Origin of the sequence: Streptomyces sp. AHU1, from assembly GCF_045343905.1 — a bacterium.
GTDB lineage: Bacteria > Actinomycetota > Actinomycetes > Streptomycetales > Streptomycetaceae > Streptomyces > Streptomyces triticiradicis.
This window is the reverse complement of record NZ_CP174283.1, coordinates 3,576,459-3,596,914: the sequence shown is the minus strand read 5'-3', so window position 1 is coordinate 3,596,914 and position 20,456 is coordinate 3,576,459. Positions and strand designations below refer to the sequence as shown.

24 protein-coding genes, 1 tRNA gene and 1 riboswitch are annotated in these 20,456 nt (G+C 69.9%); of the genes, 14 read left to right on the top strand and 11 right to left on the bottom strand.

Annotated features, from left to right (window positions below):
• Positions 1–32: 32 nt before the first annotated feature.
• Complete coding sequence (locus tag ACICHK_RS16200; protein ID WP_406837462.1) at positions 33–368, top strand: hypothetical protein; 336 nt, start codon at positions 33–35, stop codon at positions 366–368.
• 120 nt (positions 369–488) lie between these two features.
• On the opposite strand, the gene ACICHK_RS16195 is transcribed toward ACICHK_RS16200, so the two are convergent.
• Together ACICHK_RS16195 and ACICHK_RS16190 are read right to left on the bottom strand one after the other, a co-directional pair.
• Complete coding sequence (locus ACICHK_RS16195) at positions 489–1,073, bottom strand: isochorismatase family protein (protein ID WP_151470907.1); 585 nt, start codon at positions 1,071–1,073, stop codon at positions 489–491.
• 237 nt (positions 1,074–1,310) lie between these two features.
• Entirely contained in the window at positions 1,311–2,639 is a 1,329-nt protein-coding gene (locus tag ACICHK_RS16190) for a nicotinate phosphoribosyltransferase (protein WP_406837461.1), read from the bottom strand.
• Between the two features lie 119 nt (positions 2,640–2,758).
• On the opposite strand from ACICHK_RS16190, the gene clpS reads away from it, so the two are divergent.
• The 7 genes from clpS to ACICHK_RS16155 all read left to right on the top strand — a co-directional run bounded on the left by clpS (position 2,759) and on the right by ACICHK_RS16155 (position 7,607).
• Positions 2,759–3,076, top strand: coding sequence for an ATP-dependent Clp protease adapter ClpS (gene clpS / locus ACICHK_RS16185; RefSeq protein ID WP_037619207.1), 318 nt, complete (start codon positions 2,759–2,761; stop codon positions 3,074–3,076).
• Positions 3,077–3,129: 53 nt separating this feature from the next.
• Positions 3,130–3,735 carry a DUF2017 domain-containing protein gene (locus ACICHK_RS16180; RefSeq protein ID WP_406837460.1) on the top strand — a complete coding sequence of 202 codons (606 nt, stop codon included), beginning with the start codon at positions 3,130–3,132 and terminating at the stop codon, positions 3,733–3,735.
• Between the two features lie 343 nt (positions 3,736–4,078).
• Positions 4,079–5,530 carry an amino acid permease gene (locus ACICHK_RS16175; RefSeq protein WP_406837459.1) on the top strand — a complete coding sequence of 484 codons (1,452 nt, stop codon included), beginning with the start codon at positions 4,079–4,081 and terminating at the stop codon, positions 5,528–5,530.
• 111 nt (positions 5,531–5,641) lie between these two features.
• A complete protein-coding gene (locus tag ACICHK_RS16170) occupies positions 5,642–6,064 on the top strand; it encodes a Mov34/MPN/PAD-1 family protein (RefSeq protein WP_103553581.1) in 423 nt (140 codons plus the stop codon).
• Positions 6,065–6,143: 79 nt separating this feature from the next.
• Positions 6,144–6,245 carry a putative leader peptide gene (locus ACICHK_RS16165; RefSeq protein ID WP_318658258.1) on the top strand — a complete coding sequence of 34 codons (102 nt, stop codon included), beginning with the start codon at positions 6,144–6,146 and terminating at the stop codon, positions 6,243–6,245.
• A gap of 115 nt (positions 6,246–6,360) precedes the next feature.
• A complete protein-coding gene (locus ACICHK_RS16160) occupies positions 6,361–6,639 on the top strand; it encodes a MoaD/ThiS family protein (protein ID WP_151470904.1) in 279 nt (92 codons plus the stop codon).
• A gap of 17 nt (positions 6,640–6,656) precedes the next feature.
• Complete coding sequence (locus ACICHK_RS16155; RefSeq protein ID WP_406837458.1) at positions 6,657–7,607, top strand: PLP-dependent cysteine synthase family protein; 951 nt, start codon at positions 6,657–6,659, stop codon at positions 7,605–7,607.
• 124 nt (positions 7,608–7,731) lie between these two features.
• Here the strand turns inward: ACICHK_RS16155 and ACICHK_RS16150 are convergent, their stop codons facing one another.
• Positions 7,732–8,205: a type II toxin-antitoxin system PemK/MazF family toxin gene (locus tag ACICHK_RS16150; protein ID WP_406837457.1), complete on the bottom strand. Its 474-nt coding sequence runs from the start codon at positions 8,203–8,205 to the stop codon at positions 7,732–7,734.
• Between the two features lie 272 nt (positions 8,206–8,477).
• On the opposite strand from ACICHK_RS16150, the gene ACICHK_RS16145 reads away from it, so the two are divergent.
• On the top strand, positions 8,478–9,230 hold the full coding sequence (locus ACICHK_RS16145) for an MBL fold metallo-hydrolase (RefSeq protein WP_406837456.1): 753 nt from the start codon (positions 8,478–8,480) through the stop codon (positions 9,228–9,230).
• A gap of 69 nt (positions 9,231–9,299) precedes the next feature.
• Here the strand turns inward: ACICHK_RS16145 and ACICHK_RS16140 are convergent, their stop codons facing one another.
• Both ACICHK_RS16140 and ACICHK_RS16135 read right to left on the bottom strand, forming a co-directional pair.
• Positions 9,300–10,547, bottom strand: coding sequence for a PTS transporter subunit EIIC (locus ACICHK_RS16140; RefSeq protein ID WP_406837455.1), 1,248 nt, complete (start codon positions 10,545–10,547; stop codon positions 9,300–9,302).
• A 246-nt stretch (positions 10,548–10,793) separates the two neighbouring features.
• On the bottom strand, positions 10,794–12,080 hold the full coding sequence (locus ACICHK_RS16135; protein WP_406837454.1) for a PTS transporter subunit EIIC: 1,287 nt from the start codon (positions 12,078–12,080) through the stop codon (positions 10,794–10,796).
• A 173-nt stretch (positions 12,081–12,253) separates the two neighbouring features.
• Here ACICHK_RS16135 and ACICHK_RS16130 point away from each other — a divergent pair, with 173 nt between their 5' ends.
• The 4 genes from ACICHK_RS16130 (at position 12,254) to rdgB (ending at position 14,581) form a co-directional block, all read left to right on the top strand.
• Positions 12,254–12,487 (top strand): glucose PTS transporter subunit EIIB, encoded by a 234-nt coding sequence (locus ACICHK_RS16130; RefSeq protein ID WP_037619188.1) that lies wholly within the window; start codon positions 12,254–12,256, stop codon positions 12,485–12,487.
• 133 nt (positions 12,488–12,620) lie between these two features.
• On the top strand, positions 12,621–13,367 hold the full coding sequence (gene rph, locus ACICHK_RS16125) for a ribonuclease PH (protein ID WP_406837453.1): 747 nt from the start codon (positions 12,621–12,623) through the stop codon (positions 13,365–13,367).
• Positions 13,368–13,512: 145 nt separating this feature from the next.
• A complete protein-coding gene (locus tag ACICHK_RS16120) occupies positions 13,513–13,911 on the top strand; it encodes a hypothetical protein (RefSeq protein WP_151470896.1) in 399 nt (132 codons plus the stop codon).
• Positions 13,912–13,978: 67 nt separating this feature from the next.
• Positions 13,979–14,581: an RdgB/HAM1 family non-canonical purine NTP pyrophosphatase gene (gene rdgB / locus ACICHK_RS16115; protein WP_406837452.1), complete on the top strand. Its 603-nt coding sequence runs from the start codon at positions 13,979–13,981 to the stop codon at positions 14,579–14,581.
• 57 nt (positions 14,582–14,638) lie between these two features.
• Here rdgB and ACICHK_RS16110 read toward each other — a convergent pair.
• The 5 genes from ACICHK_RS16110 to ACICHK_RS16090 form a co-directional block, all read right to left on the bottom strand.
• A tRNA-Leu gene (locus tag ACICHK_RS16110) sits at positions 14,639–14,723 on the bottom strand.
• Positions 14,724–14,777: 54 nt separating this feature from the next.
• Positions 14,778–15,836 carry an HNH endonuclease gene (locus tag ACICHK_RS16105; protein WP_406837451.1) on the bottom strand — a complete coding sequence of 353 codons (1,059 nt, stop codon included), beginning with the start codon at positions 15,834–15,836 and terminating at the stop codon, positions 14,778–14,780.
• Positions 15,837–15,935: 99 nt separating this feature from the next.
• Positions 15,936–16,256 carry a DMT family transporter gene (locus ACICHK_RS16100; RefSeq protein WP_406837450.1) on the bottom strand — a complete coding sequence of 107 codons (321 nt, stop codon included), beginning with the start codon at positions 16,254–16,256 and terminating at the stop codon, positions 15,936–15,938.
• A gap of 35 nt (positions 16,257–16,291) precedes the next feature.
• A riboswitch (guanidine-III (ykkC-III) riboswitch) is annotated at positions 16,292–16,366 on the bottom strand.
• 45 nt (positions 16,367–16,411) lie between these two features.
• On the bottom strand, positions 16,412–16,714 hold the full coding sequence (locus ACICHK_RS16095) for a co-chaperone GroES (RefSeq protein WP_103554526.1): 303 nt from the start codon (positions 16,712–16,714) through the stop codon (positions 16,412–16,414).
• 97 nt (positions 16,715–16,811) lie between these two features.
• Positions 16,812–17,150: a DUF3618 domain-containing protein gene (locus tag ACICHK_RS16090; protein ID WP_406837449.1), complete on the bottom strand. Its 339-nt coding sequence runs from the start codon at positions 17,148–17,150 to the stop codon at positions 16,812–16,814.
• A gap of 139 nt (positions 17,151–17,289) precedes the next feature.
• Here ACICHK_RS16090 and bcp point away from each other — a divergent pair, with 139 nt between their 5' ends.
• Positions 17,290–17,757 carry a thioredoxin-dependent thiol peroxidase gene (gene bcp, locus ACICHK_RS16085; RefSeq protein ID WP_037619171.1) on the top strand — a complete coding sequence of 156 codons (468 nt, stop codon included), beginning with the start codon at positions 17,290–17,292 and terminating at the stop codon, positions 17,755–17,757.
• Between the two features lie 36 nt (positions 17,758–17,793).
• Here the strand turns inward: bcp and ACICHK_RS16080 are convergent, their stop codons facing one another.
• The gene (locus ACICHK_RS16080) at positions 17,794–20,301 is read right to left on the bottom strand and encodes a transglycosylase domain-containing protein (RefSeq protein WP_406837448.1); all 2,508 of its coding nucleotides are present in this window, start codon (positions 20,299–20,301) and stop codon (positions 17,794–17,796) included.
• Positions 20,302–20,456: the final 155 nt, after the last annotated feature.

Sequence of the window (20,456 nt, the reverse complement as noted above, 5' to 3'; positions counted from 1 at the left end):
ATCGACACCGACTCACACGGGGGTGTGACCGCATGGCCGCAGGAGGTTTCTGCAGACTGCCCAACGGCAGCGTCGTCGTGGCGCTGAACCTGCCCAGCCCGGCGGGTCCGGCGGGCGGCTGCGTGCGGTTCCTGGTCCTCGCCCCGAACCGCGCCCGCGCCCTGACCCGGCTGCGCAACCTCGGTCTGCGGGCCGTCTACCTCCGGGGCAACGCGGCCCCGCCCACCCCCGACGAGATCACCGCGGTCCTGCACCACCCCGACGGGCTCATATGGCGCACGGCCCCCGAGGGCGGGGTCCCCGGGCTCGCCGAGGAGCTGTGGCACCCGGCCAGGACGCTGCTCAGGCAGCCGGCCCCCCAGCCGTGACCGCGCTGGCGGGATGCGGCGGGTCCGGGCCCGGCCCGGTGTCGCCCGCGGTGACGCGGTGCGAGACGGCGTCACCCACGGTGACGTGGCGCGCTGCGGTGCGGCGCGCCGGGGCGGTCCTCAGACCACCGGCTTGCCCGTGAGCTCGACTCCGGCGGCGCGCAGTTCCTCCAGCGCCCGCTGGGTCGTCTCCTCCGCCACCCCGGCCGTCAGGTCCAGCAGGACGGTCGTGCGGAAGCCCTGCCGCGCCGCGTCCAGGGCGGTGGCCTTCACGCAGTGGTCGGTCGCGATGCCGACCACGTCCACCTCGCCGATCCCGCGGGCGCGCAGCCAGTCGCCCAGCGGCGTCCCGTTCTCGTCGGCGCCCTCGAAGCCGCTGTACGCCGCCGCGTAGGCGCCCTTGTCGAAGACCGCGTCGATCGCGCCGGAGGCGACGGCCGGGGCGAAGTTCGGGTGGAAGCCCACTCCCTCGGTGCCGGCCACGCAGTGCGCGGGCCAGGAGTGCACGTAGTCGGGGTTGTCGGCGAAGTGGCCCCCGGGTGCGATGTGGTGATCGCGGGTGGCGACGACGTGGCGGTAGCCGGCGGGGGCCTGCCCGATCAGTTCCGTGACGGCGGCGGCCACGTCGGCGCCCCCGGCCACCGCGAGGCTGCCTCCCTCGCAGAAGTCGTTCTGCACGTCTACGACGATCAAGGCGCGGCGCATGGGTGGTGTCCTTCGGTTATGAGGTGAGGCAGACAAGGGTGCGGGCCCGGCCGTTGAACTTCCGAGCCTAGAGAATTCCGGGGCGGTGCGGGAGGGGGCGTTCGGCTTCCGCGGCCCGTGCGGGCACGCTGCCGTTGCATTCCCGCTCACCGAGGGTTCATGCGCGGTGCCACCTCGGTAACATCCGCACCACCCGCCCCGGGCGTCCCGGAGGTCTGCGGGTCGGACGTATCCGGGTCAGACGTACTCGGTGGGGAGCACCGGCTCGCCGCGCGAGAGCTGGGTCGCCGACAGCGGCAGCCGGGCGCGGGCCGTCGCGTGCCGCTGGCGCACGACGTCGAGCGGCTCGCGGGACAGGACCTGTCCGCCCTTGACCAGCTGGACCAGGAGCTGCCGGTCGGCCAGCCCGTCGGGCACCGGCCCGACGCCGACGACCTCGGCCTCCGCGACCCCCTGCCCGTCCGTGCGGCGCGCGGCCCACTTGCGGCCGCCGATGGACGTCTTGCCGCCCGTGGACTTCTTGGCCACCGGCTCCAGCGGTGCCTTCGGGTCGGCCGACTCGGCGCGGGCGACCAGCTTGTAGACCATCGAGCACGTCGGATGGCCCGATCCCGTCACCAGCTGGGTGCCGACGCCGTACGCGTCCACGGGGGCCGCCGCGAGCGAGGCGATGGCGTACTCGTCGAGGTCGGAGGTCACGACGATCTTCGTCTCCGTCGCGCCCAGCTCGTCCAGCTGACGGCGCACCCGGTGGGCGACGAGCAGCAGGTCACCGGAGTCGATGCGCACCGCCCCGAGCCCGGTCCCGGCGACCTCGACGGCCGTGCGGACCGCCTCGGCGACGTCGTAGGTGTCCACGAGCAGCGTGGTGCCGCGGCCCAGCGAGTCCACCTGGGCCCGGAAGGCGTCCCGCTCGTGGTCGTGCAGGAGGGTGAAGGCGTGCGCGGAGGTGCCCACGGTCGGGATGCCGTAGCGGAAACCGGCGGCCAGGTCGGAGGTGCTGGTGAACCCGCCGACGTAGGCGGCGCGCGAGGCGGCCACCGCGGCCAGCTCGTGGGTGCGCCGGGCGCCCATCTCGATCAGCGGCCGGGTGCCGGCCGCGGAGGACATCCGGGAGGCGGCCGCCGCGATCGCGGAGTCGTGGTTGAGGATCGAGAGGATCACCGTCTCCAGGAGCACGCACTCCGCGAAGCTGCCCTCGACGCGCAGGATCGGGGAGCCGGGGAAGTACACCTCGCCCTCGGGGTAGCCCCAGATGTCCCCGCCGAAGCGGTAGGAGGCGAGCCACTCCAGGGTGGGCCCGTCCACGATCCCGCGTTCGCGCAGGAAGCCGAGGACGTCCGCGTCGAACCGGAAGTTCTCGACGGCGTCCAGGACCCGCCCGGTGCCCGCGACGACCCCGTAGCGCCGCCCCTCGGGCAGCCGGCGGGTGAAGACCTCGAAGACCGAGCGCCGCTCGGCCGTCCCGGCCGCGAGCGCGGCCTGCAGCATCGTCAGCTCGTACTGATCAGTGAAGAGCGCCGTAGAGGGAACATCCACCGGCAGCCCAAGGTCCGCTGTGTTCATGGCAGGGATCGTACCCCCATTTCGTCAGTTTGACGATTTCTCTGGCCGTCGGCGGTTCCCGAGCCCCGCAACCCCTGTTCAGGGGGCCGTTTATGCGGGTGACCCCCTCTGGTGGGAGCATGGGCGATGTGACGGCTCCCGCACCTCTAGAGATCGAGAAGACCGAGTCGGCGGAGGAGGTATTCGCCGTACCCGAGCCGGACGTCCCCTGGGTCACGATCGTCCACAACGACCCGGTCAACCTCATGAGCTACGTGACGTATGTCTTCCAGACGTACTTCGGCTACTCCAAGGACAAGGCCACCAAGCTGATGATGGACGTCCACCACAAGGGCCGGGCCGTCGTCTCCAGCGGCACGCGCGAGGAGATGGAGCGCGACGTGCAGGCCATGCACGGCTACGGTCTGTGGGCCACCCTTCAGCAGGACCGGAAGTAGCCGGCCCCCTGTCAACCGACCGCCCGCAGGACCGGAAGTAGCGAACTCACTCCATGCCCGGACACTTCGAACCGCTCCCCGGCGGCGGCGCGGCCGTCGCGCTCGACGAGGTCGAGATCTCCATCATCCGCTCCCTCGCCGTCCAGCTCCTGGAGCTCATCGGGCCCGGACCCGCGGAGAACGCCTCCGCCGACCCGCTCGCCGAGCTGTTCGCCGAGGGCCCCAGCGAACCGCCGAGCGACCCGGTGCTCAAGCGCCTGTTCCCCGACGCCTACGGCGGCCCCGGCGTCGAGGCCGACACGCCCGAGCAGGCCGAGGAGCAGCGGGCCCACTCCGCCGAGTTCCGCCGCTTCACCGAGAACGACCTGCGCGCGGGCAAACGTGAGAACGCCCTCGCGGTGATCCGCTCGCTGGACGCGCTGACGCCCGGCGGTGACGGCGGGGCGGTCCTGGAGCTGACCGCCGGCCAGTCCGAGCAGTGGCTGCGCGCCCTGAACGACCTGCGCCTCGCCATCGGTTCGCGGCTCGACGTCGTCGACGAGGAGGACACCGACCTCCTCTACCGCCTCCCCGACGAGGACCCGCGCAAGCCGATGGTGATGGCGTACCTCTGGCTGGGCGGTCTCCAGGAGACCCTGGTCGCCACCCTCATGCCCTGATCCGTCCGGATATGTCGCCGGGCACACCGACCTGTGTGTTCGCTCAGAGGACGCTCAAATCCGAATAACGATCGCGTCACCGTAACCGCACCCTTTGGGGTGCGGTTCGACTTTTTGTCCGGTTCTTCCTGTGGTCTGCGCAACATCACCTTCAACCGATCAACGTTGCCGCCGTGATAAATCTTCACGACCGCCCGGCAGGACACCACCCACGTCCCGCCGGGTGCGCCACCGAGCCGGCGGACCGCCGGCCAGGCATCAGCTCCACCTGTCCGGGGGGATCGGAAGCCGATTCGAAGCCAGTCCGCTGGCTCGCACCGGTATGGAGAAAGGCGCACCAGACATGACCTCATCGCAGGTCGGCAAGCAGCACGACGGCAGTGAGGCCGTGGGCGGCGACGCCCCCGAAGAGGGGTACGAGCGAGGGCTCGGCAGCCGTCAGGTCCAGATGATCGCGATCGGCGGCGCCATCGGCGTCGGCCTCTTCCTGGGAGCCGGGGCGAACATCGCCAAGGCCGGACCCAGCCTCATCCTGATGTACGCCCTCGCGGGCGCCATCGTCTTCTTCATCATGCGGGCGCTCGGCGAGCTCCTGCTCTACCGCCCGGTCTCGGGCTCCTTCGCGGAGTACTCCCGCGAATTCCTCGGCCCGTTCTTCGGCTACTTCACCGGCTGGACGTACTGGCTGATGTGGGTGGTCACCGGCATGGCCGAGCTCACGGCCGCCGCGATCTACGTCCACTACTGGTTCCCGACGATCCCCCAATGGGTGACCGCGCTGGTCTTCCTGGTCGTCCTGTTCGTGGCGAACCTGATCTCCGTGAAGCTCTTCGGCGAGATCGAGTTCTGGTTCTCGATGGTCAAGGTCACCGCCCTGATCGGCATGATCGTGATCGGTCTCGGCGTCCTGACCTTCGGTTTCAGCTCCGCCGGTGACACCGCCGCCGTCAGCAACCTCTGGGCGTTCGACGGCTTCTTCCCCAAGGGCATCGGCTCGTCGCTGATGACCCTTCAGGGCGTCATGTTCGCCTACCTCGCCGTCGAGCTCGTCGGCGTCACCGCGGGCGAGTCCGAGGACCCCGAGAAGACCCTCCCGAAGGCCATCAACACCCTCCCGTGGCGCATCGCCCTCTTCTACGTCGGTGCCCTCACGGTCATCCTCTGCGTCGTGAAGTGGACGGAGTTCGCAGCGGGCGTGAGCCCCTTCGTCGCGGCCTTCGCGAAGATCGGCATCCCGGCCGGCGCCGGTATCGTCAACTTCGTGGTCCTCACCGCCGCCCTGTCCTCCTGCAACTCGGGCATGTACTCCACGGGCCGCATGCTGCGGAACCTGGCCGAGAGCGGCGAGGCCCCGAAGGTCTTCAGCAAGCTGTCCTCCACCAAGACGCCCGCCTTCGGCATCACGGTCTCCGTGCTCTTCATGGGCATCGGCGTGGTCCTCAACTACGTCGTCCCCGAGAAGGCCTTCGGCTACGTCACCTCGGTGGCCACCGCGGCCGGCATCTGGACCTGGCTGATGATCCTGATCAGCCACATCCTCTACCGCCGCGCGGTCGACGCCGGCCGCCTCCCGGCCTCGTCCTTCCCCGCCCCCGGTGGCGCGAAGTGCAGCTGGATCGCGGTCGCGTTCCTGCTCTTCGTCACCGGCCTGATCGCCTATGACGCCGACTCCCGCATCTGCCTGTACGTGATGGCCGGCTGGGCGGCCGCCCTCGGCGTCGGCTGGGCGATCCTCAAGGCGCGCAACCCCCAGGTCACCGAACGCCGCGAGCCGGAGCTCGAGAAGGTCGGCTGACCGCCACCACGGACGCCCGGCCGACGAGGCCACCGCTCAGGACGTCCGGCATACGGGCCGTTCCGTACCACTCCTCGGTACGGGACGGCCCTTCTGTCTATCCTGACCAGCATGCTGACCATCACCGAGGCCCTGTTCGACCAGATCGTCGCCCACGCGCGCCAGGACCACCCCGACGAGGCGTGCGGCGTCGTCGCGGGCCCCGCCGGCACCGACCGTCCCGAGCGCTTCATCCCGATGCTCAACGCCGCCCGCTCGCCCACGTTCTACGAGTTCGACTCCGGCGACCTGCTCAAGCTCTACCGCGAGATGGACGACCGCGACGAGGAGCCCGTCGTCATCTACCACTCGCACACCGCGACCGAGGCCTACCCCTCCCGCACCGACCTCTCCTACGCCAACGAGCCCGGCGCGCACTACGTCCTGGTCTCCACCGCGGACACCGACGACGCCGGCCCCTTCCAGTTCCGCTCCTACCGGATCGTGGACGGCGAGGTCACGGAGGAGGAGGTCAAGGTCGTGGAGAGCTACTGATCTCACTCATCGATCAAAAAGCGTCCGGAATGCGAGATCACACTCCAGGGCCCGTACCGGGAATCGATACGATGAGCCCATGGTTCGTAACGACGTGAGCGACAAGACGCCGGGCATGCTGCTCGTGGTGCGCCTGCACGTCGACCTCTGCAGGCTGCAGAGCGCCATCTGTACGCACTGACCCGCCGCCGCCGTACGGCCGGAGAGCCGCGACTCCGCAACCGGCTACCCCTTTGCCCCGCCCGCGCTGCCGCGCGTCGTCCGACCTGACTTCCTTCCGACAGGAGCCCGCAACCATGGCCATCGAGGTCCGCATCCCCACCATCCTCCGCACTTACACGAACGGCGAGAAGGCCGTCGAGGGCGGCGGGGCGACCCTCGCCGAGCTGTTCACCGACCTCGACACCCGCCACGCGGGCATCCGGGACCGGATCGTGGACGGCGGCGAGCTGCGCCGCTTCGTCAACGTCTACCTCAACGACGAGGACGTCCGCTTCCTCGACGGCATCAACACCAAGCTGACCGACGGCGACAGCGTCACCATCCTGCCGGCCGTCGCCGGCGGCATGGTCTGATCGGACACGGGTCTCCGATGCGCTACGACTCCCCGCTCGCCGCGGTGGGCAACACTCCCCTGGTGTGCCTGCCGCGGCTGTCGCCGTCCGCGGACGTCCGTATCTGGGCGAAGCTGGAGGACCGCAACCCGACCGGTTCGGTCAAGGACCGGCCGGCCCTCCACATGATCGAGCAGGCGGAGAAGGACGGCAGGCTGACACCGGGCTGCACGATCCTGGAGCCGACCAGCGGCAACACCGGCATCTCCCTGGCCATGGCGGCGAAGCTCAAGGGCTACCGCATGGTCTGCGTGATGCCCGAGAACACCTCGCAGGAACGCCGTGACCTGCTCGGCATGTGGGGCGCCGAGATCATCTCCAGCCCGGCCGCCGGCGGTTCCAACACCGCCGTGCGCGTCGCCAAGGAGCTCTCCGCCGAGCACCCGGACTGGGTGATGCTCTACCAGTACGGCAACCCGGACAACGCCGGCGCCCACTACGCCACGACGGGCCCGGAGATCCTCGCCGACCTCCCGTCCATCACCCACTTCGTGGCGGGCCTCGGCACCACCGGCACCCTCATGGGCGTCGGCCGCTACCTGCGCGAGCACAAGCCGGACGTCAAGATCGTCGCCGCGGAGCCGCGCTACGACGACCTGGTCTACGGCCTGCGCAACCTCGACGAGGGCTTCGTACCGGAGCTGTACGACGCCTCGGTCCTCACCACCCGCTTCTCCGTCGGCTCGGCGGACGCGGTCACCCGCACCCGGGAGCTCCTCCAGCAGGAGGGCGTCTTCGCGGGCGTCTCCACCGGAGCCGCGCTGCACGCCGCGATCGGCGTCGGCAACAAGGCGGTCAGGGCCGGGGAGCCGGCCGACATCGCCTTCGTGGTCGCCGACGGCGGCTGGAAGTACCTGTCGACGGGCGTCTACACGGCGGCCACGACGGAAGAGGCCATCGAGACACTGCAGGGACAGCTCTGGGCGTAGCCCCGGACACCGCCCCGGCCGTACCGGAGGGCGCGCGGACCGATCGACGGTCTCCGCGCCCTTCCGCGTTCCGGGCCTTCCGCGTTCCGGGCCCTCCGTGTTCCGCGCACGGTGGGGGAGCGGTTCAGCCGGCCAGATAGCGGACCTGGTCCCACAGGACCGGATCCACCACGCCGACCCGCCGTCGGAAGTCACCCACCGGCACCTCGCGCAGCTCACCCGTCTCCAGGAAGCTCGGCCGCCCCTGGGCGTCCCCCACGGCCCCCGGGGGCAGCGGGATCACCCCGGGCCGCTCGTCGTGGTACTTGCTGGTGATCTTCGCGACGGTCACCCGCTTCCCGCGCACCACCAGCACCAGACACGGCCGGTCCTTGGCCCCCGGCCCGTCCTCGTAGGGCACGTTCGCCCACCAGATCTCCGCCGCCCGCGGAAGCGGGCCCGCACGCCGCGTCCCGCCCAGGAGGGGTCCCCGGGCCCGGCCCGGGGGACGCGTCCGTCCTGCCGGACGGCGCCCTCGGCGCCCCCAGCCGTCCACCAGCGTCGCGACCAGCGCGAGCAGCACCACCGCCGCCGACGCGAGCCACCAGGACGTGTCCACAGCAAAGAAGGTACCGGCGCGCGGATGCCTTCGCCCGCCCTGCGGCGGCCGCCGTCGCTCCGCGAATCCCCCGGTGTCCCGAGAGGGTGATCCGAACTGATCCAAACGACACCTCCCAGGACCATCCGAACCGGTGACAGCACAGGTGAGTTCGCCCACAACAGCCCCTGGCGGAGGAGCGACCCGCCCTTTTGCGCCTTACGCTCGACGGACCGCACGACCCCCGTCCTCCCCGTTTCCAGTTGCTACCCGCCAGCGGAGGTTTCTGCTTTATGAAGCTCACCGTCGTCGGCTGCTCGGGGTCGTTCCCGTCCGCGGAATCGGCCTGCTCGAGCTACCTCGTAGAGGCCGACGGCTTCCGGCTGCTCCTCGACATGGGCAACGGTGCCCTGGGCGAGCTGCAGCGCCACTGCGGTCTCTACGACCTCGACGCGATCTTCCTGAGCCATCTGCACGCCGACCACTGCATCGACATGTGCGCCTACTTCGTCGCGCGCTACTACCGCCACGACGGAGGCCGCTGCGCCCCGCTCCCGGTCTACGGCCCCGAGGGCACCGAGCACCGCCTCACCACGGCCTACGCCGACACCCCCTCCGCCTCGTCCATGAGCGAGGTCTTCGACTTCCACACGGTCAAGCCGTCCACCTTCGAGGTCGGCCCCTTCACCGTGCACACCGAACGGGTGGCCCACCCGGTGGAGGCGTACGGCATCCGGGTGGAGCACGGCGGACGGTCGTTGACGTACTCCGGTGACAGCGGGGTGACCGAGGCCCTGGACGAACTCGCCCGCGACACGGACCTGTTCCTGTGCGAGGCCGCGTTCACCCACGGCAAGGAGAACATCCCCGGCCTGCACCTCAACGGCCTGGAGGCCGGCGAGACCGCCGCCCGCGCGGGCGCCCGCCGCCTCGTCCTCACCCACATCCCCCCGTGGACGGACGCCGCCACCAACCTGACGGACGCCCGCTCGGCGTACCGGGGCCCGGTGGAACTGGCGGCGCCGGGAGCGACGTACGAGATCTGACGCCCACGGCACGCGCGAAGGCCCCCGGAACCAGACTGTTCCGGGGGCCTTCGGCCGTGGGGGAGGGGCTCACGCCTTGGTGAGGTCCTCGATCTCCTCCTCGGGCTCACGGCCCGGGGTGGGGAGGTTGAACTTGGTGATCGCGAAGCGGAAGACCGCGTAGTAGACCGCCGCGAAGACCAGGCCGATCGGGATGATCATCCAGGGCTTGGTGGCCAGGTTCCAGTTGAGCGCGTAGTCGATGAAGCCCGCGGAGAACGTGAAGCCCGCGTGGACACCGAGCGCCCAGGTGACGGCCAGGGACAGGGCGGTCAGCACCGCGTGGATCGCGTACAGGAGCGGCGCGATGAACATGAACGAGAACTCGATCGGCTCCGTCACACCCGTCACGAAGGAGGTCAGCGCCAGCGAGATCATCATGCCCATCACGGCCTTGCGGCGCTCGGGGCGGGCGGAGTGGGCGATGGCGATCGCGGCGGCCGGCAGACCGAACATCATGATCGGGAAGAAGCCCGACATGAACATTCCGGCGCTCGGGTCACCGGCGAAGAACCGGTTGAGGTCACCGTGGACCACGGCGCCCGTGGCGTCCTTGAAGTCGCCGATCTGGAACCAGGAGACGGCGTTCACGAACTGGTGCATGCCGACCGGGATGAGCGCGCGGTTGATGAGACCGAACAGACCCGCGCCGACCGTGCCGAGACCGGTGATCCACTCACCGAAGTTGGAGATGCCGGTACCGATCGGCTCCCACACCAGGCCGAAGAAGACGCCCATGGCCGTGCCGACGAACGCCATGATGATCGGGACCAGACGGCGGCCGTTGAAGAAGCCGAGCCAGTCCACCAGCTTCTTGCGGTGGAAGCGCTGCCACAGCACGGCGGACAGCAGACCCATGATGATGCCGCCGAGGACACCGGGGTTGTTGTAGGTCGCCGCTATGTCGGCGCCCTTCTGGATCTTCGCCTCGGTGACCGGGAAGGCCTTGAGCACGTTGCTGTAGACCAGGAAGCCGACCAGCGCGGCGAGGGCGGTGGAGCCGTCCGCCTTCTTGGCGAAGCCGATCGCCACACCGATGCAGAACAGCATCGGCAGGTTGTCGAAGATCGCGCCACCGGCGGTGGCGAACACCTCGGTGACCTTGTCGGGCAGGTGCAGCTTCTGCGCGATGTCCGGCACTCCGAGGCGGAGCAGGATGCCCGCCGCGGGAAGGACGGCGATCGGCAGCTGCAGGCTGCGGCCGACCTTCTGCAGGCCCTGGAACAGGCCGGATCCCCGCTTCTTCGCGGGTGCCGCCGTTGCGGTGGCGGTGCTCATAGTTCCTCCATGTGCCGGCGCTGCCCGGGGACGGAAAGGGGTACGACAAGGTCGGCAGCGACCGCGTGGTCTACACCACCAGTGGTGTAGACCTGTTTCTAGCACGGTGAAGGCTGGATAAGGAAGGCTCGAATTTTGTGGCCCCGGCCATAACGGGAATAACTGATTCCGATCATGGTGAAGGCCCCCGGACCAGCAGGTCCGAGGGCCTCCGACATGAGCGCGCCGGGCGGTCCGCGCGAAGGGCTACGCCTTCGTGGTGTCCTCGACCTCCTCCTCCGGCTCCCGCCCCGGGGTCTTCAGATCGAACTTCGTGATCGCGAACCGGAAGATCGCGTAGTACACCGCGGCGAAGCACAGCCCGATCGGAATGATCAGCCACGGTTTCGTCGCCAGGTTCCAGTTGATGACGTAGTCGATCAGCCCCGCGGAGAAACTGAAGCCGTCGTGCACCCCGAGCCCCCAGCTCACCGCCATCGACACACCCGTGAGCACCGCGTGCACCGCGTACAGCAGCGGCGCGATGAACAGGAACGAGTACTCGATCGGCTCGGTGATGCCCGTGACGAACGACGTCAGCGCCACCGAGAGCATCAGGCCGCCCACCTCCTTGCGCCGGTGCGGCTTCGCGGTGTGCGTCATCGCGAGGGCCGCCGCCGGCAGCGCGAACATCATGATCGGGAAGAAGCCCGTGAGGAACTGCCCCGCGTTCGGGTCGCCCGCCAGGAACATGTTGATGTCGCCGTGCACCGCCGTGCCGTCCGGCTTGACGTAAGTGCCGAACTGGAACCAGATGGGCACGTTCAGGAACTGGTGCAGACCGATCACCAGCAGCGCCCGGTTCGCCAGCCCGAACACACCCGAACCCCACGCCCCCAGCCCGACCAGCCAGTCGCTGAAGTTCTCCAGCGCGTCACCGATCGGCGGCCAGACCCACAGGCACAGGCACGCGAACGCCATCGACACGAACGCCATGATGATCGGCACCAGGCGGCGGCCGTTGAAGAAGCCGAGCCAGTCCACCAGCTTCGTACGGTGGTAGCGCTGCCAGAAGAACGCCGACAGCAGCCCGATGATGATGCCGCCGAACACCCCGGGATTCTGGTAGGTGAACGAGACGACCGAGTTGTCCTCCAACTGGCAGCCCAGCTGGATCTTGACGCTCCCGCCCGGGCAGGTCTCCGGGAACGCCCGCAGCACGTTGTAGTAGACGAGGAAACCCACGACCGCCGCCAGCGCCGTGGAACCGTCCGCCTTCTTCGCCATGCCGATGGCCACGCCGACGCAGAACAGCATCGGCAGACCGAGGTTGCCGTCCAGCAGGGCGCCGCCCGCCGCGCCGATCACCTTCGACAGGTTGTCCCAGCCGAGCCCGTCCGCGCCGAACACGTCCGGCTGGCCCAGCCGGTTGAGGATGCCGGCCGCCGGCAGCACGGCGATCGGCAGCTGCAGACTGCGGCCCATCTTCTGCAGCCCCTGGAAGGCCTTGTGCCAGCGGGCGCGCGCCGGCGATACGTCACTCACAGCACTCATCGGCGTCCTCCGGGCGGGCCGGTTTGGCGACTGCCCGCCGACTGGTGTAGACCAGTTGACGACGGGTCGCTCTGTCGTGATCGCCATCCTTCGGCACCTACGACATGACCGCTCGCGAAGTTGGGCCAACTGTGGGTTACTGCGACAAAGCGGTTCTGATCAGGGAGTAGGACATGGCCAGCAAGGCTGAGAAGATCGTCGCCGGGCTCGGCGGCATCGACAACATCGAAGAGGTCGAAGGCTGCATCACCCGCCTGCGCACCGAAGTCCGTGACGCCTCACTGGTCGACGAGGCCGCCCTGAAGGCCGCCGGCGCCCACGGCGTCGTCAAGATGGGCACCGCCATCCAGGTCGTCATCGGCACCGACGCCGACCCCATCGCCGCCGACATCGAAGACATGATGTGAGCGACCGGACCCACTGAAGCCACCCCGGCCCCCGCGGGCCGGGCACCGCTCCAAGAACTCCGGCTCACCCGTGAGGGGCTGTTTCCGCCACCGGCGGACAGCCCCTCACACCCGTGCGGATAGGCTCGACGCCATGTCTCGAATCGACGGCCGCACCCCCGAACAGCTGCGCACCATCACCATCCAGCGCGGCTGGAGCAAGCACGCCGAGGGCTCCGTCCTCGTCTCCTTCGGCGACACCAAGGTCTTCTGCACGGCCTCCGTCACCGAAGGCGTCCCGCGCTGGCGCAAGGGCAGCGGCGAAGGCTGGGTCACCGCCGAGTACTCCATGCTCCCCCGCGCCACCAACACCCGCGGCGACCGCGAATCCGTCCGCGGCAAGATCGGCGGCCGCACCCACGAGATCAGCCGCCTCATCGGCCGCTCCCTGCGCGCCGTCATCGACTACAAGGCCCTCGGCGAGAACACCATCGTCCTCGACTGCGACGTCCTCCAGGCCGACGGCGGCACCCGCACCGCGGCCATCACCGGCGCCTACGTCGCCCTCGCCGACGCCGTCACCTGGGCCCAGGGCAAGAAGCTCGTCAAGCCCGGCCGCAAGCCGCTCACCGGCACGGTCTCCGCGGTCTCCGTCGGCATCGTCGGCGGCGTCCCCCTCCTCGACCTCTGCTACGAGGAGGACGTCAGGGCCGACACCGACATGAACGTCGTGTGCACCGGCGACGGCCGCTTCGTCGAGGTCCAGGGCACCGCCGAGGCCGAGCCCTTCGACCGCAAGGAGCTCAACGCCCTGCTCGACCTGGCCGTCGCGGGCTGCGACGAACTCGCCGCCATCCAGCGCGCGGTACTCGAAGAGGCCTCACAGGCAACCGCCGGTTAACCCTTAGCGTTCTTATGGGTACGGGCGTACGGTCCAGCCGTGCGCCCGCCGGCCCCTTCGGGCGGATCGGGCCGACCGCACAGCGGACCGGTGCGGTGCGCCGACGTGGCCGCACCACACCACGCCCACGGGGAGGGACCGTTCCATGGCCGCGCGCCACCGCACTCGCAGACGTACCGCCGTACTCGCCGTCATCACCGCACTCGCCGTCCTGCCCGCGGCCGTCGGCTGCGACGCGGTCGGCAAGGCACTCGACTGCGTGCAGACCGCCGACTCGATAGCCGACAGCGTCACCGACCTCCAACAGGCCGTCGAGAACGCGGCGAACGACCCGACGCAGACCGACGCGTCGCTCAACGCCATCGAGAACAACCTCGGCAAGATCGGCGACAAGACCGACAACGCCGACGTCAACAAGGCGGTCGACGAGCTGCGCAAGGCCGTCGGAAACGTCCGTACGGCCGTCAAGAACGGCGACGCCACCCCCGACATCAGCCCCGTCACGGCCGCGGCGGGCGAACTGACGAAGGTGTGCACGCCGTAGCGGACGCGGACCGGACGCGACCCGGACGCCGCCCGGACCCGGGCCCGGCTCGGAGATACTGGCGACCATGACCCGCCTGATCCTCGCCACCCGCAACGCCGGAAAGCTCACCGAGTTGAAGGCGATCCTCGCCGACGCAGGTCTCACCCACGACCTCGTCGGCGCGGACGCCTACCCCGACATCCCCGACGTCAAGGAAACCGGCGTCACCTTCGCCGAGAACGCCCTGCTGAAGGCGCACGCACTGGCTCGGGCGACCGGCCTGCCCGCCGTCGCCGACGACTCCGGCCTGTGCGTCGACGTCCTGAACGGCGCCCCCGGCATCTTCTCCGCCCGCTGGGCCGGCCGCCACGGCGACGACCGCGCCAACCTGGACCTGCTCCTCGCCCAGCTCTCCGACATCGACGCCCCGCACCGGGGCGCCCACTTCGCCTGCGCGGCGGCGCTCGCCCTGCCGGACGGCACGGAGCGCGTGGTCGAGGGCCGCCTGCTCGGCACCCTCCGGCACACCCCCGCCGGCACGAACGGCTTCGGCTACGACCCGATCCTCCAGCCCGAGGGCGAGTCCCGCACCTGCGCGGAACTGACGCCGGAGGAGAAGAACGCGATCAGCCACCGCGGCAAGGCGTTCCGGGCACTGGTACCGGTGGTACGGGAGCTGTTGGGCTGAGCGCACACGAGCCGTGGCTCCCGTCTTTGGCGGGCGGGAGCCACGGCTCGTCGGCAGTGCGGCCGGTGGGACTCGAACCCACACGGGTGTGAACCCACTGGGACCTAAACCCAGCATGACTGCCAAATTCCATCACGGCCGCTCAAAAACGGTCATCGTGCTCGACCGGCGGCGTTCAGTGTACGGGGAGAACGAGTTACCCGGCGAGAGGTGCCCTCCCCTTCTGACGGCACCACGTCTCCGTCGTCGAATGACAGTTGGGGCACAGGTAGCGCAGATTCTCCCTGCGGTTGTCCCGCCAGTCCCCATTGACGTGGTCGATCTGCAAGGTGATCGGGCGGCCCAGCCATGTACCGGCGTTGCCGCACCCAGTGCATGCGTAGGGCACGCCCACCTCGGTCAGGGCGCGGTGGAGCCGGGCCCTGTTGGCTCGTCCGGCTTGGTCCGGCAGAACGACCAGTACCCGGTGTGCTGTTGATGAGGGCTCAAGGTGATCCGGCTGTCCCCAGGCCCGGCGCTTGAAGTGGCTGGTGTCGACACCGAGGCGGGAGGCTGCACGTCGGACGCGTCGGTGATTGGTGTCGTTGACGTCCATGCCGAGACCGCGCATCACGTCGGCATAGCTGGTGGAGCTCTGTGCGAGACTGCGCAACCTGTCCTCGGCGATCCGTACGCGCCGGTGCGAGAAGTGCCCGATGTCGACGCGGTGGGTTGCCAGCATGCGGCTCAGCGTCGCGCGCGAGCGGCTGTCGTCCGGGACGCCCAGCGCACGTGCCACGCCGCGCACGCTTGTGGAGGCGGCAGCGGCCGCCCGTAGTTCCTCCGAGGTGAACGGCAGGTCCGATTCGGGCCGGTCCATGCCCGGGAAGTGGCTGATGTCGATTCCTGCCGCGCTGATGCGGCGGCGGATGTGGGAGAGCGTCCCCGTGGCCGGGGTGGCGCCCAGTTTCAGCGCCACTTCGCGCAGCGAGGACGACGAGGCGGCGGCCTCCGCGATGGCGGCATCCGGGTACTTGCGCCATGGACTGCGCTTGGCGAAGTGGCGCGTGTCGAGTCCGTGACGCGCCACCTTCTCCTGGAGCACGCGACGTTGACCTCCGCTCGGCCTGAGGTCGAGCCGCCGCATCAGATCGGTCCAGTTGCGCGCATCGGCGACGGCTGGCGCGAGACGTTTCCTGCTGTACGGGTCTGGCTCTGGCGCGGCACGGCCGGAGGCGACCGTTGCCGCCGGCTCCACGGCACTCTGCGCGCTCATGTACCCCTCCGTTCCCGATCGCGCGTTCGCGACCTCGTACGGGCTAACGAACCGTTTATCGGACGGTTACGCCCGGTGAGGGGACGGGTTTCGGGAGGTTCAGTGGCCCGACGTCGCCTTCAGGCCCACCACCGAGAGCAGGAGCAGGCAGATGAAGAAGACGCGGGCGGGGGTCATGGGCTCGCCCAGGAGGGTCATGCCGAGGACCGCCGCGCCGGCCGCGCCGATGCCGACCCAGACGCCGTAGGCGGTGCCGATGGGCAGGGAGCGGGCCGCGTAGGAGAGGAGGACCATGCTCGCGACGATGCCCGCGCCGGTCAGGACGCTGGGGAGCGGGCGGGTGAAGCCGTCGGTGTACTTCATTCCGATCGACCAGCCCACTTCGAGCAGACCGGCGACGATCAGCAGGACCCAGGCCATGGGGGATACCTCCGGGGAGACGACGTGTCGGCACGGGTGCGTCGTCTTTGCAAAAGCCCGGTACGGCGCGTCTCGTCGGGGTCCATCCACCGTAGCAAACGAATGGCGAAGGGGCCGGTGACCATGGTCACCGGCCCCTCGGAGCGACATGCGTCTTACAAATACAGGCCCGTCGAGTCCTCGGACCCCTCGAAGCGGTCCGCGGCCACGGCGTGCAGGTCCCGCTCGCGCATCAGCACGTAGGCGATCCCGCGCACCTCGACCTCGGCACGGTCCTCGGGGTCGTACAGCACCCGGTCGCCCGGCTCCACCGTACGGACGTTCTGCCCGACCGCGACGACGTCGGCCCAGGCGAGGCGGCGGCCCACCGCCGCCGTCGCGGGGATCAGGATGCCGCCGCCGGAGCGCCGCTCGCCCTCGGCGGCGTCCTGCCGTACCAGCACGCGGTCGTGCAGCATCCGGATGGGCAGCTTGTCGTCATGGGTGCCGTGCGTTTCACGATGGGTGCTCACGCGCTGAACCTACCTGTCCCGGCCGGTTTCGTAGGCGGGCGGGTCAGCGACCGCGCCGCCGCGTACTCATCACGAGCAGTCCGACGAGTCCCACCGCGACCAGGGCCACCGGGACGATGCGCTCCAGCCGGGGCGCGCCGTCCTCCGTGACGAACTGGCCCTTCACGTCGCCGACGACCCGGTTGACGCCGACGTAGGCGCGTCCCAGGGTGTGGTCGATGTTGGAGGCGACCTTCGCCTTGGCGTCTCCGACGATCGTCTTCGGGTGTACCCGTACACCGATCTCGTCGAGCGTGTCGGCGAGTGTTGCGCGGCGGTGTTTGATGTCCGCCTCGATCTGCGCCGGAGTCCTGGTATCCGGCGTTCTCGACGTATCCGACACCGAGCTGCCTCCGTGGTCGTGTAGTGGCTCCCTTGTTCGGACAGTCTGTCAGTTCGTACCGGACCGCACCCCTCGGCACCCCCTATTACGCTCTTTCCGTATCCGCACCACATTCCATCCCCGGCCACGTGAGGTTCCGATGAGCGAGCGACTCCAGCCCGGCGACACCGCCCCCGCCTTCACCCTGCCCGACGCCGACGGCAACGAGGTCTCCCTCGCGGACCACAAGGGCCGCAAGGTCATCGTCTACTTCTACCCGGCCGCCCTCACGCCCGGCTGCACGAAGCAGGCCTGCGACTTCACGGACAACCTCGACCTGCTGGCGGGCGCCGGCTACGACGTGATCGGTGTCTCCCCGGACAAGCCCGAGAAGCTCGCCAAGTTCCGTGAGAAGGAGTCCCTGAAGGTCACCCTGGTCGGCGACCCCGACAAGACGGTGCTCGAAGCGTACGGGGCCTTCGGCGAGAAGAAGCTGTACGGCAAGACGGTCGTCGGTGTCATCCGTTCCACGGTGGTCGTGGACGAGGAGGGCAAGGTCGAGCGGGCGCTGTACAACGTGAAGGCGACCGGTCACGTGGCGAAGATCATCAAGGATCTGGGGATCTGACCACCGGAGCGGCCGTTTCCCGGAGCGCCGGACCGCTCAGTTCCGCCGGTGCCTCGGTGTGACGCCGCTCGACGGTCCCTGGCCCGCCGTCGTGCCCGTGGTGCCGGCGTCCGTGGGGCCCGCGCCGGTCGTCGTGCCGGCGGTGGCGCCGTCGGCCGGGGCGGTTCCGGTGGTGTTTCCGTCCGTGGGGGTGCCACCGGTGGTGCCGGCCGTGGTCCGGTCCGGGGTGCCGGTGCCGCCGTCGGTGCGGCCCTGGGTGTGGCCGTCGGGGCGGTCCGGGGTCCGGCTCTGGCCCGGGGTCCGGCCGTTCGCCGACGCCGGTGCGCTGCCGCCCGCCCCGTCCGCGTCCTGGCCGCCGTCCGTGCCGCTGCCGTCCTGGCCGCCGGTGGTGTCCGGGACGTCGGTCTCGTCCCCGGGGTCGTACGTCTCCTCCGCGCCCGGCTGGAGTTCGAGGTCGAAGTCCGAGGCCTCGGTCCCCTCCAGGGCGTCCCGGGTGAACTGGGCCCAGATCCGGGCGGGGTAGCCGCCGCCGTTGATGCGGGCCTGTCCGAGGGCGCCGTACAGGGACTTGTGGGCGCCGGTGTCGGGGTCCTGGCCCATCACGGCGACGACGGTGGCGAGGTCGGGGGTGTAGCCGGCGAACCAGGCGGCCGTGTCCTCCTCCGCCGTGCCGGTCTTGCCCGCGGCGGGCCGGCCGGCGTTCTGCGCGGCCTGCCCGGTGCCGCCGTCGACGACGCTCTGGAGCATGGTGGTCGTCGTGTCGGCGGCCTCGCGGCTCACGGCCTGCGTACCGTCCCGGTCCGGCAGTTCCACCTCCTCAGAGCCGTCCTTGGTGATCTTCTCGACGAGGGTGTACGCGCCGTGCCTGCCGTGGTTGGCGAGGGTGGCGTACGCCTCCGCCATGTCGAGGACGCTGGCGGTGGCCGGGCCGAGCGCGATGGAGGGGGAGGCGGTCAGGTCGGGGGTGTCGGCGGGCAGGCCGAGGGCCACGGCGGTCTTCCTCACGTTCCCGGGCCCGACGTCGACGGCCATCTGCGCGTACACCGAGTTGACCGACCTGTCGGTGGCGGTGCGCACGGAGATGTCCCCGTACGACTCGCCGTCCTCGTTCTCGGGTGCGTAGGCGGCGCCGGTCCAGCCCCGCACGGGGCGCTGGTCGGTGCCGTCGTAGACGGTGTTCGGGGTGATGGGGCGGCCGTCCTCGGTCCGTGAGCCGTTCTGGACGGCCGAGGCGAACACGAACGGTTTGAAGGTGGATCCGACCTGGTAGTCGCGGCGGGTGGCGTTGTTGACGTACTGCTTGGTGTAGTCGATGCCGCCGTACATCGCGAGGACCTTGCCGCTGGAGGGGTCGATGGCGACGCCGCCCGCGCGGACGTAGGTGTCCACCGTGCGGTCCTTCCTGTCGAGCCGGTCCATCACCTGGTCGTCCACGGCCTTCACGAAGGCGTCCTGCTTGGGCTTCTGGAGGGTGGTGGTGATGCGGTAGCCGCCGCGGGTGAGGGTGTCCTCGTCGAGGATCCTGTTCGAGGTCAGATAGGCGGTCACGGCCTGGACGAGGTAGCCGCGCTGGCCCGACAGGCCCGCTGATCCCCTGGCCTGCCGGGGTTCGGGGAAGGCGACCCGGTGGCGTGCGGCGCGGGTCAGCCACTTCTGCTTGACCATGCCGTCGAGGACGTAGTTCCAGCGGGCGAGGGCCACGGCCCTGTTCTCGGGGTGCGCGGTCACGTCGTACTCGCTGGGCGCGTTGAGCAGGGCGGCGAGGTAGGCGCCCTGGCCGACGGTCAGGTCCCTGGCGTTCACGCCGTAGTAGGCCTGGGCCGCGGCCTGGATGCCGTAGGCGTTGCGGCCGTAGTAGCTGGTGTTGAGGTAGCCCTCCAGGATGTCGTCCTTGCTCTTCTCCCGGTCGAGCTTGATGGAGATGAAGAACTCCTTCACCTTCCGGGTGACGGTCTGTTCCTGGCCGAGGTAGTAGTTCTTGACGTACTGCTGGGTGATGGTCGAGCCGGACTGTCTGCCCTTGCCGGTGACGGTGTTCCAGCCGGCGCGGAGCATCGCCTCGGGGTCGACGGCGGACTCGCTGTAGAAGTCGCGGTCCTCGGCGGCGAGGGTGGCGTGCTGGGCGTCCTTGGAGATGTGCGTGAGGGGGACGTTCTCGCGGTTGACGTCACCGTCGCGGGCGAGCTGGCTGCCGTCGGCGTACAGGAAGACGTTGCTCTGCTTGATCGCGGCGGCGTTCGCGGAGGGGATCTCGACGAGGAAGTAGCCGAGGGCGAAGAGGCCGGCCAGGAACAGTGCCGTGCCGAGGACGGTGCCGAGCAGCATGCGCCAGGTCGGGACGAGTCTGCGCAGGCCGGTCCGCTTCGGCCGCTGCTTGCCCTTCCCCTTTCCCTTCCCCTTCGGGTCCTGCTGCGCGCCGGGCCCGTCCGGTCCCGCTTCCGGCCCCGTCCGCGGTCCCGCCGCGGGGTCCGGGTCCGGGCGGGGGCCCGTCTCCGGTTCCCTGGGCGCCCAGCCCTGGCTGCGCTGCTGCGGCTCGTCGCTCATCTGTTCGCCGGACTCCTGTTTCGCGTCGCACGTTCCGTACGCCCTCATATGCCGGATACGTCCCTTATTGAAGACTCTCGCACCCCGCGTTCGGTTCCCCGGTCCCGGCACGCGTCACGCCGGAAAATGCCTGGCGGGCCACGACGGGCCCGGAT

Coding starts and splice junctions, on each gene's coding strand:
- ACICHK_RS16155 (WP_406837458.1), top strand. CDS start 6,657: ATGCGCTACGACTCCCCGCTCGCCGCGGTGGGCAACACTCCCCTGGTG.
- ACICHK_RS16120 (WP_151470896.1), top strand. CDS start 13,513: ATGGCCGCGCGCCACCGCACTCGCAGACGTACCGCCGTACTCGCCGTC.
- rdgB (WP_406837452.1), top strand. CDS start 13,979: ATGACCCGCCTGATCCTCGCCACCCGCAACGCCGGAAAGCTCACCGAG.
- ACICHK_RS16200 (WP_406837462.1), top strand. CDS start 33: ATGGCCGCAGGAGGTTTCTGCAGACTGCCCAACGGCAGCGTCGTCGTG.
- ACICHK_RS16175 (WP_406837459.1), top strand. CDS start 4,079: ATGACCTCATCGCAGGTCGGCAAGCAGCACGACGGCAGTGAGGCCGTG.
- ACICHK_RS16190 (WP_406837461.1), bottom strand. CDS start 2,639: ATGAACACAGCGGACCTTGGGCTGCCGGTGGATGTTCCCTCTACGGCG.
- ACICHK_RS16105 (WP_406837451.1), bottom strand. CDS start 15,836: ATGAGCGCGCAGAGTGCCGTGGAGCCGGCGGCAACGGTCGCCTCCGGC.
- ACICHK_RS16130 (WP_037619188.1), top strand. CDS start 12,254: ATGGCCAGCAAGGCTGAGAAGATCGTCGCCGGGCTCGGCGGCATCGAC.
- ACICHK_RS16195 (WP_151470907.1), bottom strand. CDS start 1,073: ATGCGCCGCGCCTTGATCGTCGTAGACGTGCAGAACGACTTCTGCGAG.
- ACICHK_RS16165 (WP_318658258.1), top strand. CDS start 6,144: ATGGTTCGTAACGACGTGAGCGACAAGACGCCGGGCATGCTGCTCGTG.
- ACICHK_RS16160 (WP_151470904.1), top strand. CDS start 6,361: ATGGCCATCGAGGTCCGCATCCCCACCATCCTCCGCACTTACACGAAC.
- ACICHK_RS16095 (WP_103554526.1), bottom strand. CDS start 16,714: ATGCTGCACGACCGCGTGCTGGTACGGCAGGACGCCGCCGAGGGCGAG.
- ACICHK_RS16145 (WP_406837456.1), top strand. CDS start 8,478: ATGAAGCTCACCGTCGTCGGCTGCTCGGGGTCGTTCCCGTCCGCGGAA.
- bcp (WP_037619171.1), top strand. CDS start 17,290: ATGAGCGAGCGACTCCAGCCCGGCGACACCGCCCCCGCCTTCACCCTG.
- ACICHK_RS16170 (WP_103553581.1), top strand. CDS start 5,642: ATGCTGACCATCACCGAGGCCCTGTTCGACCAGATCGTCGCCCACGCG.
- clpS (WP_037619207.1), top strand. CDS start 2,759: ATGGGCGATGTGACGGCTCCCGCACCTCTAGAGATCGAGAAGACCGAG.
- ACICHK_RS16100 (WP_406837450.1), bottom strand. CDS start 16,256: ATGGCCTGGGTCCTGCTGATCGTCGCCGGTCTGCTCGAAGTGGGCTGG.
- ACICHK_RS16080 (WP_406837448.1), bottom strand. CDS start 20,301: ATGAGCGACGAGCCGCAGCAGCGCAGCCAGGGCTGGGCGCCCAGGGAA.
- ACICHK_RS16140 (WP_406837455.1), bottom strand. CDS start 10,547: ATGAGCACCGCCACCGCAACGGCGGCACCCGCGAAGAAGCGGGGATCC.
- ACICHK_RS16180 (WP_406837460.1), top strand. CDS start 3,130: ATGCCCGGACACTTCGAACCGCTCCCCGGCGGCGGCGCGGCCGTCGCG.
- ACICHK_RS16135 (WP_406837454.1), bottom strand. CDS start 12,080: ATGAGTGCTGTGAGTGACGTATCGCCGGCGCGCGCCCGCTGGCACAAG.
- rph (WP_406837453.1), top strand. CDS start 12,621: ATGTCTCGAATCGACGGCCGCACCCCCGAACAGCTGCGCACCATCACC.